Here is a 24,911-nt window from a genome sequence, read left to right on the forward strand (position 1 = left end):
TGTCCCATGCGCTACACCGTTCACCCCAGCCCGCTCGGCGACCTGCTGCTCGCCGGCCCGCGCCCCGGCGTCCTGGCCTCGGTCACCGTGCCCGGCCAACGCGGCGGGGCGAGCGTCCAGCCGGACTGGGTCCGCGACGACGCGGCCCTGAGCGAGGTGGCCGAGCAGTTCGACGCGTACTTCGCCGGCGACCTCAAGGAGTTCGCCCTCACCCTGGAGCCGGCGGGCACCCCGTTCCGGCAACGGGTCTGGGACGCGCTCGACGAGATCCCGTTCGGCGCGACCACCACCTACGGCGCGCTCGCGGCGCGGCTCGGGCTGCCGCGCAGCGCGGCACGGGCGGTGGGCGGCGCCGTCGGCGCCAACCCGCTGACCGTGATCCGCCCCTGCCACCGGGTGCTCGGCGCGAACGGTTCCCTCACCGGGTACGCGGGTGGGCTGGACCGCAAGCGGCTGCTCCTCACTCACGAGGGCGTTGCACTGGCTTGACGGAGGTGCGGGCCCTGGGGGCCCGCACCGGGGCGTGGTCCTGGGGTGCGGGCCCTGGCGGCCCGCACCCGTCTCCGGGCCTACGGCCCGGGCGTTTCCGGCCTGCGGCCGGTGCCTTTCCCCGGGCCTGCGGCCGGTGCCTTTCCCCGGGCCTGCGGCCCGGGCCTCGGGCCTGTGGCCAGGGCACTGTTCGGGGTCTGGGGCCGGTGCCTTTCCCTGGGCCTGCGGCCGGTGCCCTTCCCCGGGCCTGCGGCCCGGGCACTGTTCGGGGTCTGGGGACGGGGGCCGTGCCTTGCCGGGCCTGCGGCCGGGGTCCCGCTCCGGGCCTCGGGCCTGTGGCCTTGGCACTGTTTGGGCCTGTGGCCGGTGCCTTGCCGGGGCTGCGGCCGGGGTCCCGTTCCGGGCATGAGGCCCGGCCCGTCGGGCGTGGGGTCGGTGCCTTGCCGGGCCCGGGGGTTGGGCACCGCTTCGGGCCGGGGCCCCGACCGGCCTTGGGGGTGCGCCTACGGCACGAAGGCCGTCCTGGCCTGCGACAGCGGACCGTTGGGCGTGGGGCTTCTTCCGGGCGTGGCCCGGATTCGCTTCCTGGCCTGAGGGCTCGCCGCACGCGGGGTGGGCTCGGGGCCTGTTCTCGCCTCGGGAGCCGCGTCCTTCCTGGGCCCGCGGTCCGGATCTGGGGGCCTGGGCTGGCAGCCTGTTGACGGCGGTACGGGGCAACGTCCCGCTGTGTGACGAGTGTTGGGCGGCGCGGGGTGCTGGTGCGATGTTCCGGCTTGGCCGGATGCTCCGGCGGGGGACTCTCGAAGCGCCGGCCTCGGCAGCTCGCCACAACCCTCCGGCTCGGCCGCCCGGTCAGGCGTCCTGCGCCGGTGAGCCTGGTGGGCCGTCACCGAGGAGTGCCGTCGCGGGCTTGGCCAGGGTTCCCGGCCGGGACGGTCATCGACGGTTTCGGCCCAAGCCACCTATCCCGCAGGTCCGTTGGCCTTGGCCTTGGCCTTCTGCCACGCCGCCCCGCGAGGGCTGCGGGCCGCAGGCCCGCACCCCCCTCCGCCAAGCCGGGCCGGCAAGGCCGTCCCGGCAAGGCCGTCCCGTCAGGGGAACTGCCGCTCGATGCGGGCCAGTTTCTCCTCCAGCGTGTCCAGGCGGGGCGCCGCCGTCGCCAGGGAGCCGGACTCCGGCTCGCCGCTGCCCAGCGCCCTCGGCTGCGCCGCGGCCTCCAGCGCGGCCGGCTCCGGCGCCGGGAGGCGCCGCCTGCCGCGCAGCCGTGAGCCGCCGATCGCCCGCAACCGCGCGCGTTCCAGCTGCCGTTGCTCCCGCCGGTCGCGCTTGGCGTCCTCCTTCTTCCGCCGCTCGTCGCGGACCTCGTCCACCGCCTCGTCCAGCGTCCGCACGCCTTCGAGCAGCATCAGCGACCAGGCGCCGAACGTCTCCCGTGGCGCCCGCAGCCAGCGGACGAAGCGGATCTGCGGCATCGGCCGAGGCACCAGCCCCTGTTCGCGCAGCGCGGCGCGGCGGGTCTGCTTCAGCGCCCGGTCGAAGAGGACGGCCGCCGACAGCGACATGCCGGCGAAGAAGTGGGGCGCGCCGGCATGGCCCGTGCCCCGGGGCGCGTGCACCCAGTTGAACCAGGCGGCGGCGCCCGCGAAGAGCCACACCAGCATCCGCGAGCCCATCGACGAGTCCCCGTGGCTGGCCTCCCGGACGGCGATCACCGCGCAGAACATCGCGGCCCCGTCGAGGCCGAACGGCACCAGGTACTCCCAGCCGCCGGAGAGTTGCAGGTTCTCCCGGCCGAAGCCGACCAGTCCCTGGAACGAGAGCGCGGCCGCGACCCCGGCGCAGCAGAACAGCAACGTGTAGGAGGCGGAGGCGTAGACGCGTTCCTTCCGGCGGCGCCGCGCCTCCAGGCGTTCCCAGGAGGACTCCGACTCGCGTTCCTCGCCGTCGGGCTTGCGGCTCCGCGTGAGCAGCGCCGTCGCCACCAGGAAGCCCGCCAGCGCCACGGCACCGGCCAACACCCAACTGAACTCCATGTCCGTCACCTTCACCGCGATGTGTGCCCCTCGCCAGGGTGTGCGGGCTCACCCCGGGGGCGTCGCCCGATCTCAGCAGTTCACAGCGGGTGGCCCCGAGGGCCGCCCTGGAAGAAGCGTGATGGTACCTGAGTTGCCGTCAGCTCCTATTCGGGCGTAATGCCACCAACGAGTGGTAATTCGGCGGAACTTGCCGCCCGATGATGAATGATCTGTTATCAGGCAGGCGAAGGCGCTGGCGCCCCGGGGCTCAGGCCCCGGTCAGCCGGCGGAGCCGGTCGGCGTCGCAGAGGCGGGGGCAGGTGGCGCAGGTGTCGGCCGGGCGCAGCGTGTAGTACATGCAGCAGCTGGCGCGGTCCCTGGTGCGCACCGCCGTCTCGTCCGGGGCGCGCAGCTCGCGGAAGCCGGCGCCGGCGGCGAACGGCGGGGTCGCGCCGGGCAGCAGCAGGGCCAACTCCCGCACCGCGCGCTCCTCCTCGCCCAGCAGATGGCCGAAATACCACAGCGACTCGACGAGTTCGTCCGTCGCGGCGCCCCACAGCGCGCGCGAGCGGCGGCGCATCCGGGGCCCGAAGGCGTCCAGCAGCGGCCCGAGGTGGTCGGCGGCCGCCCGCCGGGTCTCGGCGCGCAGCGCCTCCTCGTCGGGCACCACCAGCGCGCCCGGGTGGTGGGCGAGCGGGTCGCTCGGCAGGCAGGCGAACGCGGTGACCCGCACGGTGAGCCGCGTTGGGTCGCGGCGCAGCGAGACGTCCTCGGGGGCCAGGTGCGGCACCCGGCGGAGCAGAAAGTAGGGAACGGTGAACAGCGCGGCGGCCGGCCAGGCGTAGCGGTGCAGCGCGAACGTCGCCACCACGTCCGGCCTGGGCGTTTCGCCGTAGGTCGCGAGCCCGGCCCGGGCCTCGTCGGCGAGGAAGGCGTCCAGTGCGGGGCCGCCCTCGGCGAGCGCGTCGCCGTTGATCCAGCCGGTGTCGGAGCGCGGCTCGCCCTCGATCACCCGGAGGCTGGGCATCAGCTCGGCCACCCGGGCATAGGCGGGCGTCAGCGGCGTCGTCGTGGTGACGGCGGGCACGGTCATCGGGCCATCGATCCCTTACTGGTGCAGGTAAGCCTTACCTTACCCGACCAGGGGGCGGGGTTTGCTGCCGTGGAAACTACGCCTAGGGTGCTGGAACCCACGTGATTCGGGGGCGACGGGGGCGAGAGGGATGGAGTGGACAGATGGAACCCACCCTATTGGAATCGGCCATTTCGGGGGCATCGACCGTGGTCGATCGGCCGCTGCCCAGGCAACGGCAGGTGCCGACGCTCCGCCGGCGCGCGCTGCCGGCGCGTCGCTCGGTGCGCGCCCAGGTGCTGGCCGCCCTCAGAGACGCCCTCGCCACCGGTGAACTGCGCTCCGGCGAGACCTACTCGGCGCCGCTGCTGGCCGAGCGCTACGGCGTCTCGGCCACCCCGGTGCGGGAGGCGATGCAGCAGTTGGCCAGCGAGGGGCTGGTCGAGACGGTGCCCAACCGGGGGTTCCGGGTCGCCGGGCACAGCGCGCGGGACATGGCCGAGCTGGCGGAGGTGCGGGCCGCCCTGGAGGTGCCGGCGATCCTCCGGCTGGTGGGCGCGCTGCCGCCCGGGAGCCGGGAGGAGCTGCGCCCGCTGGCGGACGCCACGGTCAGGATCGCCGCGCTGGGCGACCTGGTCGGCTATGCCGAGGCCGACCGGCGCTTCCACCGCGAGCTGCTGTGGCTGACCGGAAACCGTCAACTGGTGGCCGTGGCCCAGGAGTTGCACCGGAAGTCGCAGTGCCACCGGGTGCCGGGCAGGGCGCCGGGCCCGGTGGAGCTGGTCGCCGACGCCCGCCAGCACGGCGCGCTGCTGGACGCCCTGGCCGAGGGCGACCGCTGCTCCGCCGAGCGGCTGGCCCGCGCCCATGTGACGGGCCAGCCCGTCGGCACCGTCTGACCGGGGCCCGGTGCGTCGGCGCGCCAGCCGAGAAGCCCGGTGCGTCGGCGCGCCAGCCGAGAAGCCCGGTGCGTCGGCGCGCGCCGAGAAATTCCTGCGGCGGCGCGTGGACGGGCGGTCAGTCCGAGGGGGGCAGCGGCTCGGGGGCGGGGTCCGGCGGCAGCTCGGGCGGCAGGTGCGGGGACAGCCAGTGCGGAACGTTCCCCAGCAGCCGGTGCAGCCGGGCCGCCTCGACGCGCAGCCGGGTGGCCTCGTCCGGCGGCTGCACCTCCGCCAGGGCCACCAGCGCCGGGGCGATGCCCACCAGGAAGCCCAACTCCTCGCGCAGCCGCAGGGATTCGGCGAAACCGTGGCGGGCCTCGGCGAGGTCGCCGTTCTCCAGGGCCAGCGCGGCCAGATGCCGCCAGGTATAGGAACTCAGCAGCGCGTCGCCCCGGTTGATCGCCTCGTTGTGCGCCCTGCGGTAACCGGTCTCCGCCGCCTGCGGGTTGCCGCTCACATGCTCCGCCATCAGCCCGCGCCGGAAGTCGAGCAGCGGCCGGCCGGGGGAGTCGGGGGCCAGCAGCGCCGCCGCCCGGCCCAGCGCGGCCCGCGCCTCGTCGGCCCGATCCCGCACCCGCAGCAGCGTCGCGGCGTAGGCGAGATACCCGCGCTCGCAGGCGGCCGCGCCGCGCTCCTCGTCGTTCAGGGGCATCGACTCCACCGCGCGCAGCGCCTCCTCGGCGCGCTCCCAGCCCTGCCCGGTGAACATGCACCGCTCCACCAGCAGCCGGGCCCGCAGCAGGGCCGCGCGTGGCTGGTCCTTCGCGTCCGGGAGCAGCAGCGCCGCCGCGTCCTCCCAACAGCCTCGTGACCGCAGCCGCCATACCGCACTGTCGAGCGCCGTTCCGCTCGCCGTCTCCAGAACCGGATGTGGCACGGCGGTATCCGTCACATCGCCCTCCCAGCGCGTCGTTGTGCTGTTAGCCGTTAGCCCCTCGTGATGTGAGTGCATCTCAGCATGAGGGACGCCGCCCGGCCAAGAGGGGAGCGTGAAACAGTTCACAAGTTCCCGTACCCGCCGGTCCGTTGGCAGGAAGACGGTGGTGGGGGGCGGTGTGGTTGCGTGGAGAATCGGCCATTCCCGGGCCGCCCGAGGTGGCGCGTACCGTTCGCTGGGCGGACGCCCCGCTCCGGCCGGCCCGCTGCCCGGACGCCACTCAGCCCAGGCGCAGCGCCAGCAGGAAGTCGACGGCGTCCTCAAGTCGGCCCAGATCCCGCCCGGTGAGCTGTTCGATCCGGCCGATCCGGTAGCGCAGGGTGTTCACATGGAGATGGAGCCGCGCCGCGCAGCGGGTCCAGGAGCCGTCCTCGGCGAGGAACGCCTCCAGCGTGGGCAGCAGTTGGGAACGGTTGCGCCGGTCGTAGTCGCGCAACGGGGCGAGCAGCCGGTCGCTGAACGCCTGCCGCACGTCCTCAGGGACGAAGGGGAGCAGCACCATGTGCGAGGCCAACTGGTCGTGGCCGGCCACCGCCACCGCGTCCGGGCGGGCGGCGGCCAGCCGGCGGGCGTGCCGGGCCTCGGCGAGCGCGCCGCGCAGCCCCTCGGCGTCCGGCACGGAAGCGCTGATGCCGACGGTCAGCCGCCCGTCCGGGGCGAGGCCGGCCGTCAGCGGATGGCGGACCGCGGCCTCCCACGCCTCGGCCCGCAGTGGCGCGCCCGGCGTTCCCTCGTCGGCCAGCGGGCAGACCGGGACCAGCGCCACCGCCTCCCCGTCGGCGTGCGCGACGGCCACCTCGGTGTCGGGCGCGGTCGGGTCGCCCAGCAGCTCCTCCAGCACGGCGCGGGCCAGGGGGCCGGTGTCCGAGGCCGGTGGCTCCTCGCCCCACGACAGCCGGGCCACCACCAGCTGCCAGTCCTGGCCCGAGCGTCCCGGCAGCAGCACCGGCGCCGCCACCCGCAGCCGGGCCGCCACCTCGGCCGCCGGCGCGCTCACCGTCAGCAGCTCCACGACCTGCTGCGCCAGCCGCCGGCGCACGCCCCTGGCGGCCTCCCTGCGGTCGCGCGCCGCCGCGACCAGCTCCGCGACCCCGTCGAGCAACTCCCGCCGCTCCGGCGGCCATTCGCCCGCGTCCGCGCCGACCGCCAGCAGCCAGTCCGTCAGCGGCGGCCGGGACCCGGCGCCCGGCGCCTCGTCGGCGTCGCCGGCCGGCCGTTCGCCGCGCACCGGGAAGAGCGAGTAGACCCCGCCGCCGGGCAGCCGCACCCGCTGCGGCCCCGGCCCGCCGCCGCCCGCCAGCCGCCGGGCGGCCAGCTCCGCGCCGACCCCGGGCGGCAGCGGCCCGGCGCCGGAGTCGGCGACCGGGCGGCCGGTGGCGGTCAACAGCCAGGCCGGCAGGTCCAGATCGGAGCCCAGCAGGTCGAGCACCGCCTGCGGGCCGCCGCCGGCCGGCCCGGCCGACATCAGCCGCCGGTGGCGTTCCACCACGGCGGCCAGGTCCCCGGCCCGCTCGGTCGAGACCCGGCGCACCACATGCTCGGTGAGTTCGGCGAAGCCGACCTCCTCGGCCACCGCGAACAGCGGCAGCCGGTGCCGGGCGCAGGCGGTGGTCAGCTCGTCCGGCACGGAGCCGAACTCGGCCGTCCCCGCCGCCAGCCCGGCCACCCCGGCGGCCACCAGCACCCGGACGAAGGGCTCGGCGTCGGCGCCGCCGCGCCACCAGGCGAGGCCGGTGAGCACCAACTCGTCGCCGTGCAGATAGCGGCTCGGGTCGCGCAGGTCGGTGGTCATCACCCCGCGCACCGGCCGGTCCAGCTCCTCGCCGCCCCACAGCAGCTGCAGCCCGAGCCGCTCGGACTCCAGCAGGGCGCGCAGTCGCACGGTCCTCGCCTCCCTCGCACGGCCGGGAACGAAACTCACCGGGGACGGAACCCGCCGGAAACGGAACGCGCCGGGGACGGGCTCTTCGTATGAATCTACAAGAACGGTAGTGCCGCCAGTCGTGGGCTTCGGCCCTTCGGTGACTGCCGCCGACCGCCCCCGCCGGGCTCTACTGGAGGAACCGTTCGCAGCACCGTCCCACCGCCCCGACGAACGCCCCCGTAACGCACCGGAAAGAGCCGACTCGATGGAGTTCCTTCGCCCGGCCACCTGGCGGGAGGCGCTGGCCGTCAAGGCGGCGCACCCCGAGGCGGTGCCGCTCGCCGGCGGCACCGACCTGATGGTGGAGATCAACTTCGACCGTCGCCGCCCCGAGATCCTGCTGGACCTCACCCGCGTCCCCGAGCTGCGCGCCTGGCGCGCCGAGCCGGACGCCGTGCGGATCGGCGCCTGCGTCCCGTACCGCACCGTGATCGACCGGATGGCCACCGAGCTGCCCGCGCTGGCGCAGGCCGCCCGCACCGTGGGCTCGCCGCAGATCCGCAACCGCGGCACCGTCGCCGGCAACCTGGGCAGCGCCTCGCCCGCCGGTGACGCGCACCCGGCGCTGCTGGTCGCCGGCGCCCGCGTGGAGGTGGCCAGCGCGCGTGGCACCCGCAGCGTTCCCGTCGAGGAGTTCTACCTCGGGCCCAAGCGGAACGCGCTCGCGCCCGACGAGCTGATCCACTCGGTGGTGGTCCAACGGGCCACCGGGCCGCAGCAGTTCGCCAAGGTCGGCAGCCGCAACGCCATGGTGATCGCGGTCTGCGCCGTCGCCCTCGCCCTGCACCCCGACACCCGCACCGTGCGCACCGCCGTCGGCTCGGCCGCGCCCACCCCGCTGCGGGCCACCGGCGCCGAGGAGTTCCTCACCGGGGTCCTGGCCGAGGGCGACCACTGGGCCACCGGCCGGCCGCCCCCGCCGGCCGCCGCCGCCCGGTTCGCCGAGCTGGTGGCCGCCGCCTGCTCGCCCATCGACGACGTGCGCGGCAGCGCCGACTACCGCGGGCACGCGGTGCGGGTGCTGGCCCGCCGCACCCTGGACCGCGCCTGGCGCGCCCGGCCCACGCCCACGCCCGAAGGAGCCCCGGCATGAGACTGACCCTCACGGTCAACGGACGTCCGACGAGCGCCGACCACGTCTGGGAGGGCGAGAGCCTCCTCTATGTGCTGCGCGAACGACTGGGCCTGCCGGGCTCCAAGAACGCCTGCGAGCAGGGCGAGTGCGGCTCCTGCACGGTGCGCCTCGACGGGGAACTGGTCTGCGCCTGCCTGGTGGCGGCCGGCCAGGCCGAGGGCTCGGAGGTGCGCACCGTCGAGGGCCTGGCCGGGCCCGAGGGCGAACTCTCCCCGCTCCAGGCCGCGTTCGTCGAGACCGGCGCCGTCCAGTGCGGCTTCTGCACCCCCGGGCTGCTGCTGGCCGCCGAGGAGCTGCTGGCCCGCGCCCCGCACCCGGGGGACGCCGACATCCGCGAGGCGCTCGCCGGCAACCTCTGCCGCTGCACCGGCTACGAGAACATCCTGGACGCGGTTCGGCTCGCCGCCACCCGCACCGCCCAGGACCAGGCCCAGGACCAGCCGCCGGCCCCGACGAACCCGAACGGGGGCGCCGACCATGCCCGTTGAGCCGACCGTTGAGCCGACCGCCCAGCCGATCGTTGAGCGGGTGGCCGTTCGAAACGCCACGACGCCCGGCGTCGTTCCGCCGCCGAGCGGGCTGACCCAGCGCGGCGACACCGCCCCCGACACCTCGGGCGGCGTCGGCGAGTCCACCCAGCGCCCCGACGGCGTGCTCAAGGTCACCGGCGAGTTCGCCTACGCCTCCGACCTGTGGCACCGCGACATGCTCTGGGGCCACACGCTGCGCAGCCCGCACGCGCACGCGGAGATCCGTTCCGTGGACGTCGCCGAGGCGCTGGCCCTGCCGGGCGTGTACGCCGTGCTCACCCACCAGGACCTGCCGGCGGCCACCCACTACGGCCTGGAGTTCGCCGACCAGCCCGTGCTCGCCGTCGACCGGGTGCGCTACCAGGGCGAGGCCGTCGCCCTCGTCGCCGCCGACCACCCCGAGACCGCCCGCCGCGCCGCCGAGCGCATCCGCGTCGCGTACGCCCCGCTGCCCGTCGTCCACGACGAGGCCAGCGCCACCGCCCCCGACGCGCCCGTGCTGCACCCCGGACGCGAGGACCACCACGCGCCGTTCGTGCCCCACCCCAACGTCGTCCACCGCCAGCCCGTCACCAGCGGCGACCCGGACGGGGCCGAGGCGCTCGCCGAGGTCGTGGTGCGCGGCGAGTACACCGTCGGGATGCAGGACCAGGCGTTCCTCGGGCCCGAGTCCGGGCTCGCGGTGCCGGCCGAGGACGGCGGGATCGACCTCTATGTCGCCACCCAGTGGCTCCACGTGGACCAGCGGCAACTCGCCCCCGTGCTGGGCCTCCCGCCGGAGCGGGTGCGGCTGACGCTGGGCGGCGTCGGCGGCGCGTTCGGCGCCCGCGAGGACCTGTCGATGCAGGCCCACGCCTGCCTGCTCGCGCTGCGCACCGGCCGCCCGGTGAAGATGGTCTACAACCGGCAGGAGTCGTTCGTCGGCCATGTCCACCGCCACCCGGCCACCCTCGCCTACGAGCACGGCGCGACGAAGGACGGTCAACTCGTCTATGTGAAGGGCCGGATCGTCCTCGACGGCGGCGCGTACGCCTCCTCGTCGCCGGCCGTGGTGGGCAACGCCGCCTCGCTGGGCGTCGGCCCCTACCGGGTGCCGCACGTCGCGATGGAGGCCCTCGCGCTCTACACCAACAACCCGCCCTGCGGCGCGATGCGCGGCTTCGGCGCCGTGCAGGCGTGCTTCGCCTACGAGACCCAGATGGACAAGCTCGCCGCCGCGCTCGGCATGGACCCGGTCGAGCTGCGGCAGCGCAACGCCCTCACCCAGGGCGACCTGATGCCGACCGGCCAGCCCGTGGACTCGCCCGCGCCCGTCGCCGAACTGCTGCGCCGCGTCAAGGCCAGGCCGCTGCCGCCCGAACGCCCCTGGGAGGCCGCCGGCGCCGGCGGCGAACCCGGCGTCGACCCGCGCGAGCTGCCCGGCGGGCTCGCCAACTCCAGCCAGGGCGAGGGCATCGTGCGCGGCGTCGGCTATGGCGTCGGCATCAAGAACGTCGGCTTCTCCGAGGGCTTCGACGACTACTCAACGGCCCGGGTGCGGCTGGCCGCCGTCGCCGGCGAGCCGGTCGTCACCGTGCACACCGCGATGGCCGAGGTCGGCCAGGGCGGGGTCACCGTGCACGCCCAGATCGCCCGCACCGAACTCGGCGTCAGCCAGGTCAGCATCCTGCCGGCCGACACCTCCGTGGGCTCGGCCGGCTCCACCTCCGCCTCCCGGCAGACCTATATGACCGGCGGCGCGGTCCGCAACAGCTGCCTCGCGGTCCGCGCCGAGCTGCTGCGGCGCGGCAGGGAACGCCTGGGCGCCGCCCAACCCGGCTGGCACGAGCCGGGGTTGCGGCTGCGCGACGGCGCGGTGGTCACGGCCGGCGGCACCCGGCTGGCCTCGCTGGTCGAGGTGCTGGGCGAGGAGACGATCGACCTGGAGCTGGAGTTCCGGCACCGGCCCACCCAGCCCTTCGACCGGGAGACGGGGCAGGGATTCGGCCACGTTCAGTACTCGTTCTGCGCCCACCGGGCCGTGGTCGACGTGGACGTGGAACTCGGCCTGGTCAGGGTCGTCGAGCTGGCAGCCGCCCAGGACGTGGGCCGCGCCATCAACCCGCAGGCGGTGCGCGGCCAGATCCACGGCGGCAGCACCCAGGGGCTCGGGCTCGCCGTGCTGGAGGAGATCCTGGTCGGCCCGGACGGGACCATCCGCAACCCGTCGTTCACCGACTACCTGATCCCCACCATCCTGGACGTCCCGCCGATGCCGGTGGACATCCTCGAACTCGCCGACGAGCACGCGCCGTACGGGCTGCGCGGGGTGGGCGAGGCGCCGACGCTCTCCGCGACGCCGGCCATCGTCGCCGCCATCCGCCAGGCCACCGGCCGCGCCCTGGCCCGAGTACCGGTCCGCCCCGAACACCTCACCGTCGACGCCTGAACGCCCGCCCGCCGACCGCCCGCTGACCGCCCGCCGACCGCCGCCGACCGCCCGCCGACCGCCCGCTGACCGTCCGAAGAAGGGGAACGGAGGCCCGCCATGCTGGACATCGCCGCCGAACTCGACGCCTGGTGCCGCGAGGGCCGCGCGTTCGCCGTGGCCACCGTGGTGGCCGTCGAGGGCAGCGCCCCGCGCCGGCCGGGCGCCGCGCTCGCCGTGGACGAGCGGGGCCGAACCCTGGGCGGGGTCTCCGGCGGCTGCGTCGAGGGCGCCCTGTGGGAGGAGTGCCGGGCGGCGCTGGCCGAGGGCGCGCCCCGGCTGGTCCGGTACGCGGCCGACGCCGCCGACCCGTTCGCCCCGGCGCTGACCTGCGGCGGAACGGTCGATCTTCTGGTCACCCCGGTGGCCGCCGGCGCGGCCCAACGCCCGCTGCTGGCCGGCGCGGTGCGGGCCGTGGCCGAGGGCCGGGCCGTCACCCTGCTGCGGGCGCTGCCCGAGGGGCCGGGGGGCGACGCCGGGGCGCTGCTCTGGGAGCCGGACGCGGGCGAGGGAAACGGGGCGCGCGGCACCCTGGGCTGGGGCGCGGCGGCCGACCGGACGGCGCTCGCGCGGGCCCGCGCGCTGGCGGAACGGGGCGGCACCGGGATCGTCCGCCTCCCGGGCGGGCGCCGGGTGTGGGTCGAGGGCCGGCGGGCCCCGGCCCGGCTGCTGATCTTCGGCGCGGTGGACTTCGCCGCCGCGCTGGCCCGGGTCGCCGGCCCGCTCGGCCACCGGGTCACGGTCTGCGACGCCCGCCCGGTCTTCGCCACCGCCGAACGCTTCCCCGAGGCCGCCGAGGTCGTCAACGACTGGCCGCACCGCTATCTCGACACGCAGCGGCTCACGGCGCGCGACGCGGTCTGCGTGCTGACCCACGACCCGAGGTTCGATGTCCCGGCGCTGGTGCGGGCGTTGCGCGGGCCGGCCGGCTATGTGGGCGCGATGGGCTCCTGGCGCACCCACGAGGACCGGCTGCGCCGGCTGCGCGCCGCCGGGCTCGGCGAGGCCCAACTGGCCAGGCTGCGCTCGCCGATCGGCCTCGACCTGGGCGCCCGCACCCCGGCCGAGACGGCGCTGGCCATCGCCGCCGAGATGGTCGCGGTGCGCAGGGGCGGCAGCGGGGTGCCGCTGACCGGCAGCGGGCTGCCGATCCACCGGGACGGCGGCGCGTCGGCCGACTGTCAGTGGGCGGACATAGGCTCGCCCCATGACCCGGCCGCCCCAGCTCTCCCTCCGCACCCTCAACCGCGCGCTGCTTGACCGCCAGTGGCTCGCCCGGCGCGCGCCGGTCACGCCGGCCGAGGCCGTCGAGCACCTGGTGGGGCTCCAGACCCAGGTCCCGACCAACCACTACACCGCGCTCTTCTCCCGGCTCGCCGACTTCGACGCCGCCGACTTCTCCCGCCGCTTCGAGGCCCGCGCCTTTGTCCGGATATCGCTGCTCCGCGCCACGATCCACACCGTCACCGCCCGGGACTGCCTGCGGCTGCGGCCGGTGCTGGAGGCCGCGCACCAGCGCCCGTTCGGCTCCTCCTTCGGCAAGCGGCTGACCGGGGTGGACCTGGCCGAGGTGAGCGAGGCATCCCGCGCCCTGCTGGACGAACGGCCGCTGACCGCCGAGGAGTTGGGTCGGCGGCTCGCCGAGCGCTGGCCGGCGTACGCGCCGCGCGACCTGGCCATGGTCGCCCGCCACTTCCTCGCGCTGGTCCAGGTCCCGCCGCACGGGCTGTGGCACCGGGGCGGTGCGGCCCGGCACACCACCGCCCAGTCCTGGCTGGGCGCCGAGTTGGCCGAGGACGGCTCGGTGGACGAGCTGGTGCTGCGCTATCTGGCCGCGTTCGGTCCCGCCTCGGTCAGGGACGCGCAGACCTGGTCGGGGCTGACGCGGCTGGCGGAGGTCTTCGAACGGCTCGACGGCCGGCTGCGGACCTATCGCGGGCCCGACGGGCGGACCACGCTCTTCGACCTGGCGGAGGCCACCCTCCCGGACGAGGACGCCCCGGCGCCGCCCCGCTTCCTGCCCGAGTTCGACAACGCCTTCATCGGGCACCACGACCGCACCCGCGTGCTGCCCGACGAGGCCAGGGCGGCGGTCTGGCGCGGCGGGATGCGGTCCGACCCGCCGTTCCTGGTGGACGGCTTCGTCCGGGGCACCTGGCGGATCGACGCCGACCGCCGGCACACCGAGGCCACCCTCGTCCTGCGCCCCCTGAAGCCGCTGACCGCCGACGAGCGGGCCGGGGTCACCGCCGAGGGCGCCGCGCTCCTCGCCTTCCACACCCCCGGCGCCCGGCAGGACGTGCGGATCGAGGAGGGCGCCGACCGCGTGTGAACGCCCGTCAGGGCTCGGCGTCGACGCCGTGGTCCAGCAGCCGCTGGCCGGGCTCGTTGACGGGCTGGGGCGTGCCGCTGAGGTCCAGCACGAAGAGCGGCAGCCGCAGCCGGTCGGCCAGGGTCCGCGCCTGCCCCCGGTAGCCGGCCAGCGAGAAGGCGACGGCCAGCGAGGAGCCCAACAGGCCGTGCAGCCACAGGACTTCCAGCTCCTCGTCGCCGGTCGGCTCGGTGGTGGCGTTCACCAGGCCGACCACGGAAGGCCCGCGCAGGTCGAGCCCGGAGGCGGTCCTGGGCACGGCGGTGCGGACCCCGGCGAAGCCGAGCCAGCGCAGAAAGTGCGCGGCGCAGGCCACCGCGTCATAGCCGGTCCTGATGGTCAACGGGCGGAACGGGCCGCGCCGCGCGCCCGGTTCGGCGGGCGTGGCACGACCCTCGCGCGCGGCCCTGGCCGGGGCGCCGCGCGCCGCCCGGCGCCCCTGCGCGAAGTCCCGCGCCGCGCTGCTCTCCCTGGCGGGCGCCCCGGGAGCGCCCCGGGGGCCGCCGCCCGGGCGCGGGCCCGGCGGCGGTGCGTCGGTGGTGTCGCCTCGCGGGCCGGCGGTGGAATCGTTCTCCCGGTCGGGGCCGCCGTCGTCCGAGGGCGAGGCGCTCGTGGGGCCGGCGGCCTTCGCCGCCTCCCGGCCGCCGTCGCGCTCCGCCGCGAGCCCGGAAGGGCCCTCCGCCGCGCGCCCGTTGACCGGCCGAGCCTCCGCGCCGCCGGGCGCCGGCGCCCACGCGCCCTCGCCGGCCTCCGCGCCCGGGCCCGAAGTCCCCGTGTGAGCGGCCCCGTTGGCCGGCGCCGCGCCGTCCGCGCCCCGGTACCAGGACGGGCCGGCGACCCTCGGGGCCATCGGCGTCAGCCGCACCAGCGCCCCGCACGGGCAGTCGAAGCCCGGCTGCGGCCAGTGCCCGGGGCGGCCGCAGGCCGGGCAGTCCAACTCCGCCCAGCTGTCCGCCCAGGAGCGGTGCGCCACCCGCACCGGCGTGCTGTCGTCGGCCACCGGCAGCGTCACCGGCGCCCCGCAGACACACGGGTACTCCGGCGGGACATAGCGGTGTTCGAGCCGGCACGCCGGGCATCGCAGCAACACGCTTCTGGCCATGGGACGCTCCCCCAACGGAACTTCTCGACGGGACTCGCACCCGACCCCCGGCAGTCGTCGAGCCTACGGCCCCTTCCCGCAAACCGCCTCTTCACCCGAAGCACCCGCACATCATCGAACGCCCCGGGGAAGGCCGGAGAGAAACCGGACCACATTGTTCATCGGAATGTGACACGCAATCTAGCCCTCCGTATGGCGTGATGCGCGGACAGTGATATTTACTTTCCCTGCCGGGTCCTTCACGTTCTGGCGTGCGTGGGGAGGAGTCCGGCACGTTTTCGGGTGGCTTTCTGGAAGACGGGTAGGGGAGGGTTGGGTGGCAGGAGAAGCTGAGACGGCTCATCTGGTGCGCACCGCACCGATGGCCGGGCTCGACCCCCGGGTGACCATGCTGCGCGCGGCCGTGCACCGGCTGCGACGCGAGTTGGGCGGCTACCAGGTCGCGCTCGCCGATCGCGAGGTCGCCATGGAGCGCTTGACCGGCCTGGACGAGTTGTCGGTCGCCGGCGTTCCCGACCAGGCGACGCTGGCGCAGGCACTGTTGGAGATCGCCGCCGCCCTCGGCTCGGTCAGCGCGCTCAGGCCGGCGCTCGCCGAGTTCCGCCGGGCCGTGGAGCTGTTCGGGGTCCCGCACTACCAGGCGGACGACCCGCGTCGGACCGCCACACCGGGCGGGACGTGGGTCGGCTGACCGGGGGCGGCGCGTCGGCGCGGGAGTTAGGTTGGCGGCGTGCGACTGCGACTTGAGTTCTCCACCGAGCCCTTCGACCTCGACGAGGTGCCGCCCCACGCGCTGGTGGCGCGGGACGTGGTGACGCGGGCCGGCCTGGAGGCGGTGGAGGTGGGCCCGTTCGGCAACAGCGCCGAGGGCTCGCCCGACGCCGTGGTCGACGCGGTCGCCGAGCTGCTGCGCCGCGCCGTCGCGGCCGGCGCCACCCGAATATCCCTTCAGGTCAACGCCGTTGAGCCAACGGAGGAGCCACCGGAGCAGCCGCCGACGGAGCCCGGCGCGGCCGGCGAGGCCGCCGCGTGAGCGCCGGCAACGGCCGACGGCGGCCGGTCGGGTCGGGGCACCCTCCCGAGCCGCACGCGCCCGGCGGCCCGCTCGCCGGCCGGGGCGCGCCCGGCGCCTCGGGAGACGCCGAGGAGTCCGAGGAGCAGCGCTTTCTGACCGCTCTCGGTCCTCTGTTGGCCGCCATAGGCGGTGAGTTGGTCGATCCGCTCCAGGCCGGCGAGGACGACGTGCCGCTGTGCTGGGACGGGGCCACCGTCGCCGCCGTGCGGCTGCCGCTGCTGTCGGACTCCCTCGACCACATCCTGGACGACCTGCGCCGCCGCCACGGCCGTCCGCTGGCCGAGCTGGACCGCAGGTCCAAGCAGCGGATCGTCAGCAATCTGGAACAGCGGGGCGCCTTCGCCCTGCGGCACGGCGTGGAGACGGTGGCCGCCGCGCTCGGGGTGAGCCGCTTCACCGTCTACAACTACCTCAACCGCGCCGGCGGCGACTGAGCCCATGGCGCCCGGACGCCACCCCGAGGCGGCGCGGCGGCGCGCTTCAACAAACTGTTGACGTACCCGGTCCCCGGCCGCTTAGCTGGGTCGATGACCTCGCCCGCCCATCCCGGGTTGACCTGGCTCAACCACGCCGGCGCCGGCGCCGTCCGGCACGCCCTGCACGCCGTCTGCGCCTCGCGGGACTGGGGCGAACGGCTGCTCTCCGCCCGCCCGTTCGCCGATCCCGACGCCCTGCTGTCCGCCCAGGACGCGGCGGTCGCCGCGCTGTCACCCGAGGAGTTCGAGGCGGCGGTCGCCGGCCACCCGCCCATCGGCCGGCCCAGGCCGGGCGACCCGACCTCCGCCCGCGAACAGAGCGGCCTCGCCGACGCCGACGCGGCGCTCCGGTCCGAACTGCTCGACCTCAACCTCACCTACCAGGAGCGCTTCGGCCGGACCTTCCTCATCTGCGCCACCGGCCTGTCGGGGGAGCGGATGCGGGACGCGCTGCGCGCCCGCTTGGCGCACCCGCCCGAGCGCGAGGCGGCCGTCGCGCGCCGGGAGTTGGGAAAGATCAACCGGCTGCGGCTGACCCGCCTCACGGAGACGCCCGTCACGGTCTCCACCCATGTGCTGGACACCAGCGCCGGCCGCCCGGCCGCCGGCGTCGCGGTGCGGCTCGACGTCCGCGACGCCCGGCGCGACGGGCCCGATGGCTGGCACCCGCACGCCGAGGGGCGCACGGACGCCGACGGGCGCTGCGCCACCCTGCCCGCGCTCCCGGGCGGCGCCGTGGCCGCGCGGCTGACCTTCGCCGTCGAGCCCTATCTGACCGGCGGCGGCACCGGCACCGCGTTCTTCCCCGAGGCCACGGTCGCCTTCGCGGTCACCGCCGGCGAGCGCTACCACATCCCGCTGCTGCTCAACCCGTTCGGCTATTCCGTCTACCGAGGGAGCTGACCCATGCCGGTGCTCGGCCAGAACCAGTACGGCAAGGCGGAGACCCGCGTGGTGCGCGTCGCGCGGGCGGGCGAGAGGCACGAACTGACCGACCTCACCGTCTCGGTGGCCCTCTCCGGGGACATGACCGACGCGCACCTCGTCGGCTCCAACGCGGCGGTGCTGCCCACCGACACCGTGAAGAACACCGTCTACGTCCTCGCCAGGGAGCGCGGGATCGACTCGCCCGAGTCCTTCGCCGCCGAGCTGGCGCGGCACTTCGTGGACGCCCAACCCACCGTGCGCGGCGCGGTGGTGGACGTGGCGGAGCACCGCTGGGAGCGGCTGGGGGACCACTCCTTCGCGCGGGCCGGGCAGGACACCAGGACCGCCCGGGTCACGTTCGACGGCCGGGCCCTTCAGGTGCTGAGCGGGCTGACGGGGCTGACCGTGCTCAACACCACGGACTCCGAGTTCCACGGCTTCGTCCGCGACGCCTACACCACCCTGGCGGAGACCACCGACCGGGTGCTGGCCACCGAGGTCACCGCCCGCTGGCGGCACACGGCCGAGGAGCCCGCCGCCGTCGCGGCGGCCGACTGGAACGCCGACCACGCCGCCGCCAGGGAACGGCTGTTGGCGGCCTTCGCCGGCACCTACTCGTACTCGCTGCAACAGACCCTGTTCGCGATGGGCTCGGCCGTGATCGAGCAGCTTCCCGGCGTGGCCGAGATTCGACTGTCGCTGCCCAACAAGCATCACTTCCTGGTCGACCTCAGCCCGTTCGGGGTGGCCAACGAGACCGGCGACGGCGCCGTCTACCACGCCGCCGACCGGCCGTTCGGCCTGATCGAGGCCACCGTGCTGCGCGAGGGCGCCGAACAGCGCATCCCCGTCGAACTCACCCGCCTCTGACGACGCCCGCCGCTGACCACCCCGGAGACGCCCACCATGGCCATGCCCCCGACCGATCAACCGCCGTCCGAAGAACCGTCGTTGGTGATCGAGAACTGCGCGATCGCGACCATGGACGGTGTCGGGACCGAGCACGCCAGCGGCCATCTGGTCATCGCCGGCAACCGGCTGCTCGCCGTCGGCCCCGGGCCGGCCCCCGCGTCCTACCGGGCCCGGGCCGCCCGGCTGCTCGACGCCACCGGCCAGCTGGCCACCCCCGGGCTGGTCAACACCCACCACCACTTCTACCAGTGGCTCACCCGGGGCCTGGCCCAGAACGCCCACCTCTTCGACTGGCTGGTCGCGCTCTACCCGGTCTGGTCCAGGATCGACGAGGCCATGGTGGGCACGGCCGCCCGCGCCTCGCTGGCGATGATGGCGCGCGGCGGGGTCACCACCGCGTTCGACCACCACTATGTCTTCCCCCGGGGCGCGGGCGACCTGTTGGGCGCCGAGGTGCGCGCGGCGCGCGAGCTGGGCGTGCGTTTCATGGCCGCGCGCGGCTCGATGGACCTGGGCGCCTCCGCCGGCGGGCTGCCCCCGGACTTCGCCGTGGAGACCACCGAGGCCGCCCTCGCCGCCACCGAGGAGGCCGTCGTCACCCACCACGACCCGGCCCCCGACGCGATGCTGCGGATCGTGGTCGCGCCCTGCTCGCCGTTCTCCGTGACCACCGAACTGCTGCGCGAGTCGGCCGCGTTGGCTCGCCGGCTCGGCGTGCGGCTGCACACCCACGGCTCGGAGACGGTCGAGGAGGAGGCGTTCTGCCACGAGCGGTTCGGGATGGGCCCGACCGCCTACTTCGAGGACACCGGCTGGCTCGGGTCCGACGTGTGGATGGCGCACTGCGTGCACATGTCCGACGCCGACATCGCCGCCTTCGCCCGCACCGGCACCGGCGTGGCGCACTGCCCCTCGTCCAACGCGCGGCTGGCCGCCGGCATCGCCCGGGTGCCCGACCTGCTGGCCGCCGGGGTGCCCGTGGGGCTCGGCGTGGACGGAACCGCGTCCAACGAGTCCGGCGAGCTGCACACCGAGCTGCGGAACGCCGTGCTGGTCAACCGCCTGGGCCCGTGGCGGGAGCGGGCGTTGACGGCGCGCCAGGCGCTGCGGCTGGCCACCGCCGGCGGCGCCGAGGTGCTGGGCCGGCAGGCCGAGATCGGCTCGCTGACGCCGGGCCGGCTGGCCGACGTGGTGCTGTGGCGGCTGGACGGCCTGGGCCACTCCACCATCGAGGACCCGGTCGCGGCCCTGGTCCTGGGCCCGCCGGCGCCGGTCGCGCTCTCGCTGGTCAACGGGGTGCCGATCGTCGAGGACGGCGTGCTGCGCACCGCCGACGAGGCCGAGATCGCCGCCACGGCCCGGGCCGAGGCCCGGCGGCTGGCCCAACGGGCCGCCGATGCCTGAGCGTTGGGGGTCCCGGCGCAGAGTTCACACGACGTTAAGGCGCCGCAATGGCGCGGCCGGCGCGTTTGACGGAGGATGCCCGTCCATGACGATCGACGAGAGGCTCTACGACCGCCGCCGGCTGCGCCAGTTCCTCGACGGGCGGGCGCGCGCCGAGGGGATCGACCGCCGCGCCCTGCTCCGCCTGCTGGCCGCCGGCGGCGCGCTGGGGGCCGCCGGCGCCGCCCTGGGCGCGGGCGCGCCGGGGGCGCGCGCCGCGAGTCGCGCCACCGGGGGCGCCGACCCGGCGCCCGGCATCGTCAAGCCGCTGCCCGAGGACGCGTTCGTGGTGCACGGCACCAACGCCGAGACCCGCTGGTCCGCGCTGCGTGAGGTCGGCTACCACACGCCCAACGAGCTGTTCTTCGTGCGCAACCACACCGTCACCCCGACCATCGCCGCCGAGGACTGGCGGCTGACCGTCTGGGGCGGAGGACTGCGCGGCGGCGCCGTGGAGTTCGGCCTGGACGAGCTGCGCGCGCTGCCCGCCACCGTGCACACCGCCGCCGTGGAGTGCGCCGGCAACGGGCGCAGTTTCTTTACCTCGCAGCAGGGCGAGACGGTCTCCGGCACCGCCTGGAAGCTCGGCGCCATCGGCGTCGCCCGCTGGCGCGGGGTGCGGCTGGCCGAGGTGCTGCGGCGCGCCGGGCTGCGCCGGGACGCCGTGGACGTCCAGCCGCGCGGCCTGGACGACCCCTACGAGGACTCCTCGGGCAACCAACTCGGCCGGGTGCGCCGCCCGTTGCCGCTGGCCAAGGCGCTGGACGACGTGCTGCTCGCGTACGAGATGAACGGCGAGCCGCTGCCGCCCGACCACGGCCACCCGGTGCGCGTGGTGGTGCCGTCCTGGATCGGCATCGCCTCCATCAAGTGGGTCGGCGACATCGAGGTCTCCACCGAGCCGCTCTACTCGCCGTGGAACACCGACCTCTACCGCCTCTTCGGCCCCGACCACCCCGAGGGCGGCAGCGCGCCGCTGACCCGGCAGACCCTCAAGAGCGCCTTCGAACTCGACTGGGACGCGCCGCTGGTGGCCGGCGAGCGGCACCGGCTGACCGGCCGTTCCTGGTCCGGCAACGCGCCGGTCCGCTCCGTCGAGGTCAGCGTGGACGGCGGCGCGAGCTGGCGCCCCGCGCGCCTGCGGGACACGCCGCGCGCCGACCGTTGGGTGCGCTGGTCGGTGCCCTGGACCCCGACCACCCCCGGCCCCGCGACCCTGCTGGCCCGCGCCACCGACGCCACCGGCGCCCGCCAGCCGGAGCGGGCCACGTTCAACGAGCAGGGCTACCTCTTCAACGCGGTCGTCCGCCACCCGGTCGTGGTGACCGCCGGCTGAGACGCCCTCACCCCGGCTTCGGGCCCTCGATCGGGGTCAGCACATGCGTGACGGTCTGCTGGTAGATCACCGAGCTGCGGAAGTTGACCACTTCACGCCGGGCGCTGACCCGGTCCATCAGGAAGGCGTGCAGATGCTCGATGGTGGGCACCGCGACATGGATCACGAAGTCCTCGTCGCCGGAGACCACCAGCACCGAGCGCACCTCGGGCAGTCCCGAGAGATAGCTCTGGAAGCTGGTGATCACCTCCCGGCTGAGCGGCCGGAGCCGGGCGAAGATCAGCGCCTGGAGCGAACGGCCCAGCGCCCGGGGGTCAACGGCCGCGTGGTAGCCGGTGATCACGCCCCTGGCCCGCAGGTTGCGCACCCGTTCCAGACAGGTCGAGGGCGCGATGCCGACCAGCCGCGCCAGCTCACGGTTGGTGAGCCGTGCGTCACGCTGGAGATGGCCCAGCAGCGCCGAATCAATGTCGTCCATGGTCGCCATTCTCCGCTCAACTCCGAACACCGTTCGGCCGGTCCCCCACGCGGTCGTACCACGGGCTACGTTCGTCGCCGTACCCGCGCACCTCCGCCCGCATCGCAGAAGGGCCGCCGATGACGCCCACCACGCTCGCCGTCGACCACTACGACCGCCTGCTCGCCGAGCACTACACCTGGATGCTCGGCGGCGACCTGCCCGGGCTGGTGGCCGGACAGCGGGCGCTGCTGGAGGAGTGGGGGGTGCGGCCCGACGGCGCCGGCCGCCGGGCGGTCGACCTGGGGTGCGGGCCGGGCCACACCAGCCTGGCCCTGGCCGCGCTGGGCTTCGAACGGGTGCTGGCGGTGGACCTCAGCCGCCGGCTGCTCGCCGAGCTGGAGCGGAACGCCGCCGAGGTGCCCGCCGTGCGCCCGGTCCACGGCGACCTGCGGGCCGCGCTGCGCGAGCACGTCGGCCCCGGCACCGCCGACGCGGTGCTCTGCCTCGGCGACACCCTGACCCACCTGCCGACCAGGGGCGATGTGGCGGCGCTCCTCAACGACGTCGCGGACGCGCTCACCCCGGACGGCACGGCGGTGCTCTCCTACCGCGACCTGACCGTTCCGCTGACCGGGACCGACCGCTTCCTTCCGGTCCGGGCCACCGAGGACCGGATCATGACCTGTTTCCTTGAGTACCCGGACGACTTCGACGACTACACCGTGGTCGTGCACGACCTCGTCCATGTCCGCGAGGTCGGCCGGGACGGCGGCGAGAACTGGACGCTGAAGACCGGCAGTTACCGCAAGCTGCGGCTCGCCCACGCCTGGGTGGTGCGCCAGTGCCACACCGCCGGGCTGCGGGTGGTCGGCGAGCGCTCCGCCCAGGGCGGCGCCTGGCGCACCGTGGCGCTGCGGCTCGCCGGCTGAGGACCGGCGAGAGCCGCAGCGCCGACGGCGTCGGCCCGGTCAGTCCAGCAGCTCGTAGGCCGGCAGCGTCAGGAAGTCCACATAGGACTCGTCCAGCGCGATCTCCATCAGCAGGTCGAACGCCCGCTCCCAGCCGCCCGCCACATAGACGTCCTCGCCCACCTCGTCGCGGATGCTCACCAGCTGGTCGGCCGCGACCTGGCGGACGTACGGTCGCGTGACCCGCTCGCCGTTGTCCAACAGCACCCCGGCGTTGATCCACTGCCAGATCTGCGAGCGCGAGATCTCGGCCGTCGCCACGTCCTCCATCAGGTTGAACACCGCGACCGCGCCCCGCCCGGCCAGCCACGCCTGGAGGTAACGGGTGCCGACCTGCACCGCGTTGCGCAGCCCGTCGGCGGTCGGGCGGGCCGGCACCGAGGCGATGTCCAGCAGTTCCTCGGCCGTGACCGCCACGTCCTCCCGCAGCCGGTCCTTCTGGTGCGGCCGCTCGCCGAGCACCGCGTCAAACGCGCCCTCGGCCACCGGCACCAGGCCCGGGTGCGCCACCCAGGAGCCGTCGAAGCCGTCGGCCGCCTCCCGCTCCTTGTCGGTGCGGACCTTCTCGAACGCGACCTTGTTGACCTCGGCGTCCTTCGAGGGGATGAACGCCGCCATCCCGCCGATCGCGTGCGCGCCGCGCTTGTGGCAGGTGCGCACCAGCAGCTCGGTGTAGGCGCGCATGAACGGGGCCGTCATGGTGATCGCGTTCCGGTCGGGCAGCACGAAGCGCTCGCCGCCGTCCCGGAAGTTCTTCACGATCGAGAACAGGTAGTCCCAGCGGCCCGCGTTCAAACCCGAGGCGTGGTCGCGGAGTTCGTAGAGGATCTCCTCCATCTCGAAGGCGGCGGTGACCGTCTCGATCAGCACCGTGGCCCGGACGGTGCCCTGCGGCAGGCCCAACGCGTCCTGCGCGAACACGAACACGTCGTTCCACAGCCGCGCCTCCAGGTGCGACTCCAGCTTGGCCAGATAGAAGTAGGGCCCCTTGCCCATGTCCATCAGCCAGCGGGCGTTGTGGAAGAAGTAGAGCCCGAAGTCGACCAGCGCGCCCGGGATCGCGCGGCCCTCGACCGTCAGATGGCGCTCGTCCAGGTGCCAGCCGCGCGGCCGGGTCACCACGGTCGCCAACTCGGCGTCGGGGCGCAGCGCGTACGCCTTGCCGCGCTCGTCGGTGAAGTCGATGCGCCGGCGGAACGCGTCGGCCAGGCTCAGCTGGCCGCCGACCACGTTGGCCCAGGTGGGGGAGAGGGCGTCCTCGAAGTCGGCGAGCCAGACGCGGGCGCCGGAGTTGAGCGCGTTGACGGTCATCTTCCGGTCGGTCGGCCCGGTGATCTCCACCCGGCGGTCCTGGAGCGCGGGCGGCGCGGGCGCGACGGTCCACTCGCCGTCCCTGACCTCCGCCGTCTCCGGCAGGAAGTCGAGCCGGCCGGTGCGGGCGATCTCCGCGCGGCGGCGGCCGCGCAGCGCCAGCAACTCGTCCCGGCGCGGGGTGAACCGCTGGTGCAGCTGCGCGAGGAAGTCCAACGCCTCGGGGGTGAGCACCTCGTCCTGGCGCGGCACCCGGTGCCGGGCTTCCACGGTGACGGCTGACATGGGAACTCCTTCGTGACGGTTCCACCTCGGGAGGGGCAGCAAAAATGGATAGTAGTTTCTACATCGTGGAAGATCAACGATGGGGTGGCGGTCCGGACAGCCGTGCCAGGTCGGCGGGTTGGTCGATGTCCTGCGGGCTGGCCACGTCCCCACACTCCACCAGCGTGAGCCGGTCCGCGCGCTCCCGCAGATAGTCGCGCGCCCCCCGGTCGCCCCGCGCGCCGTCCGCCACGGCGGCGAGGTGCGCGGCGCCGAACAGCACCGGATGGCCGCGCTCGCCACCGTAGGCGGCCGCCGCCAGGGTCTCGGGGGAACGCAGCGCCCCCGCGACCCTGGCCATCGCGGCCGCGCCCACCCACGGCTGGTCCACGAGCGCCACCAGCGCGCCGGCCGGCGGCTCGGGCAGCGCGGCGAGCGCCGCCAGGCCGGCGCGCAGCGAGGAGCCCAGGCCCGACTCCCACGCCGGGTTGCGCACCACCCGGCACCCGTCGAGCCGCGCGCCGGCCACCACCTCGTCCGCGCCGGCGCCCAACACCACCACGACCGGCGCGCACCCGGCCCCACGCAACTCCCCGGCCGCCAACTCCACCAGCGGAAGTCCTCGATGACGCAGCAGCGCCTTCACGCGCCCCCCGAGCCGCCGCCCACCCCCGGCCGCCAGCAGCACCCCCGCCACACCCGACACCACGCCAACCGGCCTCCGTTCCGTATGTCGGCGCGGGAAGCCGCACCGTG

General features: G+C 75.3%; 23 protein-coding genes. 15 read left to right on the top strand and 8 right to left on the bottom strand.

The features are described from left to right. Window positions 1-6: 6 nt before the first annotated feature. Window positions 7-489 carry a methylated-DNA--[protein]-cysteine S-methyltransferase gene (locus FH609_RS10105; protein WP_139666811.1) on the top strand — a complete coding sequence of 161 codons (483 nt, stop codon included), beginning with the start codon at window positions 7-9 and terminating at the stop codon, window positions 487-489. A 1,091-nt stretch (window positions 490-1,580) separates the two neighbouring features. On the opposite strand, the gene FH609_RS10110 is transcribed toward FH609_RS10105, so the two are convergent. Together FH609_RS10110 and FH609_RS10115 are read right to left on the bottom strand one after the other, a co-directional pair. After that, window positions 1,581-2,522 (bottom strand): DUF2637 domain-containing protein, encoded by a 942-nt coding sequence (locus tag FH609_RS10110; RefSeq protein WP_405378886.1) that lies wholly within the window; start codon window positions 2,520-2,522, stop codon window positions 1,581-1,583. A 250-nt stretch (window positions 2,523-2,772) separates the two neighbouring features. Further along, window positions 2,773-3,597, bottom strand: coding sequence for a (2Fe-2S)-binding protein (locus FH609_RS10115; RefSeq protein WP_139666809.1), 825 nt, complete (start codon window positions 3,595-3,597; stop codon window positions 2,773-2,775). Between the two features lie 188 nt (window positions 3,598-3,785). Between FH609_RS10115 and FH609_RS10120 the strand changes: the two genes are divergently transcribed. Further along, window positions 3,786-4,475 carry a GntR family transcriptional regulator gene (locus FH609_RS10120; protein WP_226961537.1) on the top strand — a complete coding sequence of 230 codons (690 nt, stop codon included), beginning with the start codon at window positions 3,786-3,788 and terminating at the stop codon, window positions 4,473-4,475. Between the two features lie 118 nt (window positions 4,476-4,593). Here the strand turns inward: FH609_RS10120 and FH609_RS10125 are convergent, their stop codons facing one another. Then, a complete protein-coding gene (locus FH609_RS10125; protein ID WP_405378883.1) occupies window positions 4,594-5,469 on the bottom strand; it encodes a hypothetical protein in 876 nt (291 codons plus the stop codon). Between the two features lie 205 nt (window positions 5,470-5,674). After that, window positions 5,675-7,336, bottom strand: a complete 1,662-nt coding sequence (locus tag FH609_RS10130) for a PucR family transcriptional regulator (protein WP_139666806.1) — start codon at window positions 7,334-7,336, stop codon at window positions 5,675-5,677. A gap of 247 nt (window positions 7,337-7,583) precedes the next feature. Here FH609_RS10130 and FH609_RS10135 point away from each other — a divergent pair, with 247 nt between their 5' ends. From FH609_RS10135 to FH609_RS10155, 5 genes are all read left to right on the top strand, one after another. Next, window positions 7,584-8,471 carry an FAD binding domain-containing protein gene (locus FH609_RS10135; protein WP_139666805.1) on the top strand — a complete coding sequence of 296 codons (888 nt, stop codon included), beginning with the start codon at window positions 7,584-7,586 and terminating at the stop codon, window positions 8,469-8,471. Then, the gene (locus tag FH609_RS10140; RefSeq protein WP_139666804.1) at window positions 8,468-9,001 is read left to right on the top strand and encodes a (2Fe-2S)-binding protein; all 534 of its coding nucleotides are present in this window, start codon (window positions 8,468-8,470) and stop codon (window positions 8,999-9,001) included. The genes FH609_RS10135 and FH609_RS10140 overlap by 4 nt, the downstream gene beginning before the upstream one ends. Further along, window positions 8,991-11,471 (top strand): xanthine dehydrogenase subunit D, encoded by a 2,481-nt coding sequence (gene pucD / locus FH609_RS10145; protein ID WP_139666803.1) that lies wholly within the window; start codon window positions 8,991-8,993, stop codon window positions 11,469-11,471. The genes FH609_RS10140 and pucD overlap by 11 nt, the downstream gene beginning before the upstream one ends. A 99-nt stretch (window positions 11,472-11,570) precedes the next feature. Then, window positions 11,571-12,770 (top strand): XdhC family protein, encoded by a 1,200-nt coding sequence (locus FH609_RS10150; protein ID WP_139666802.1) that lies wholly within the window; start codon window positions 11,571-11,573, stop codon window positions 12,768-12,770. Further along, window positions 12,718-13,842 (top strand): winged helix DNA-binding domain-containing protein, encoded by a 1,125-nt coding sequence (locus FH609_RS10155; protein ID WP_139666801.1) that lies wholly within the window; start codon window positions 12,718-12,720, stop codon window positions 13,840-13,842. The genes FH609_RS10150 and FH609_RS10155 overlap by 53 nt, the downstream gene beginning before the upstream one ends. Before the next feature lie 7 nt (window positions 13,843-13,849). On the opposite strand, the gene FH609_RS31010 is transcribed toward FH609_RS10155, so the two are convergent. Beyond that, the gene (locus tag FH609_RS31010; protein ID WP_193317825.1) at window positions 13,850-14,983 is read right to left on the bottom strand and encodes a hypothetical protein; all 1,134 of its coding nucleotides are present in this window, start codon (window positions 14,981-14,983) and stop codon (window positions 13,850-13,852) included. A gap of 316 nt (window positions 14,984-15,299) precedes the next feature. Here FH609_RS31010 and FH609_RS10165 point away from each other — a divergent pair, with 316 nt between their 5' ends. The 7 genes from FH609_RS10165 (at window position 15,300) to FH609_RS10195 (ending at window position 21,152) form a co-directional block, all read left to right on the top strand. Further along, complete coding sequence (locus FH609_RS10165) at window positions 15,300-15,674, top strand: DUF5955 family protein (RefSeq protein ID WP_319789587.1); 375 nt, start codon at window positions 15,300-15,302, stop codon at window positions 15,672-15,674. Window positions 15,675-15,713: 39 nt separating this feature from the next. Then, entirely contained in the window at window positions 15,714-16,016 is a 303-nt protein-coding gene (locus tag FH609_RS10170; RefSeq protein WP_139666800.1) for a hypothetical protein, read from the top strand. A gap of 134 nt (window positions 16,017-16,150) precedes the next feature. Then, a complete protein-coding gene (locus tag FH609_RS10175) occupies window positions 16,151-16,492 on the top strand; it encodes a helix-turn-helix domain-containing protein (protein ID WP_139667020.1) in 342 nt (113 codons plus the stop codon). A 93-nt stretch (window positions 16,493-16,585) separates the two neighbouring features. After that, window positions 16,586-17,437 (top strand): 2-oxo-4-hydroxy-4-carboxy-5-ureidoimidazoline decarboxylase, encoded by an 852-nt coding sequence (gene uraD / locus FH609_RS10180; RefSeq protein WP_139666799.1) that lies wholly within the window; start codon window positions 16,586-16,588, stop codon window positions 17,435-17,437. Between the two features lie 3 nt (window positions 17,438-17,440). Then, complete coding sequence (pucL, locus tag FH609_RS10185) at window positions 17,441-18,331, top strand: factor-independent urate hydroxylase (protein WP_139666798.1); 891 nt, start codon at window positions 17,441-17,443, stop codon at window positions 18,329-18,331. Between the two features lie 42 nt (window positions 18,332-18,373). Further along, window positions 18,374-19,777, top strand: a complete 1,404-nt coding sequence (locus tag FH609_RS10190; RefSeq protein WP_139666797.1) for an 8-oxoguanine deaminase — start codon at window positions 18,374-18,376, stop codon at window positions 19,775-19,777. Between the two features lie 85 nt (window positions 19,778-19,862). Beyond that, window positions 19,863-21,152, top strand: coding sequence for a sulfite oxidase (locus tag FH609_RS10195; RefSeq protein WP_139666796.1), 1,290 nt, complete (start codon window positions 19,863-19,865; stop codon window positions 21,150-21,152). A gap of 7 nt (window positions 21,153-21,159) precedes the next feature. On the opposite strand, the gene FH609_RS10200 is transcribed toward FH609_RS10195, so the two are convergent. Next, entirely contained in the window at window positions 21,160-21,630 is a 471-nt protein-coding gene (locus tag FH609_RS10200) for an Lrp/AsnC family transcriptional regulator (RefSeq protein ID WP_139666795.1), read from the bottom strand. 119 nt (window positions 21,631-21,749) lie between these two features. Here FH609_RS10200 and FH609_RS10205 point away from each other — a divergent pair, with 119 nt between their 5' ends. Next, window positions 21,750-22,541 (top strand): class I SAM-dependent methyltransferase, encoded by a 792-nt coding sequence (locus FH609_RS10205; protein ID WP_139666794.1) that lies wholly within the window; start codon window positions 21,750-21,752, stop codon window positions 22,539-22,541. Window positions 22,542-22,580: 39 nt separating this feature from the next. On the opposite strand, the gene aceB is transcribed toward FH609_RS10205, so the two are convergent. Continuing rightward, the gene (gene aceB, locus FH609_RS10210) at window positions 22,581-24,176 is read right to left on the bottom strand and encodes a malate synthase A (protein WP_139666793.1); all 1,596 of its coding nucleotides are present in this window, start codon (window positions 24,174-24,176) and stop codon (window positions 22,581-22,583) included. 73 nt (window positions 24,177-24,249) lie between these two features. After that, window positions 24,250-24,864 carry an NTP transferase domain-containing protein gene (locus tag FH609_RS10215; RefSeq protein ID WP_226961538.1) on the bottom strand — a complete coding sequence of 205 codons (615 nt, stop codon included), beginning with the start codon at window positions 24,862-24,864 and terminating at the stop codon, window positions 24,250-24,252. Window positions 24,865-24,911: the final 47 nt, after the last annotated feature.

The organism is Streptomyces sp. 3MP-14, assembly GCF_006334905.2.
GTDB lineage: Bacteria > Actinomycetota > Actinomycetes > Streptomycetales > Streptomycetaceae > Streptomyces > Streptomyces triticirhizae.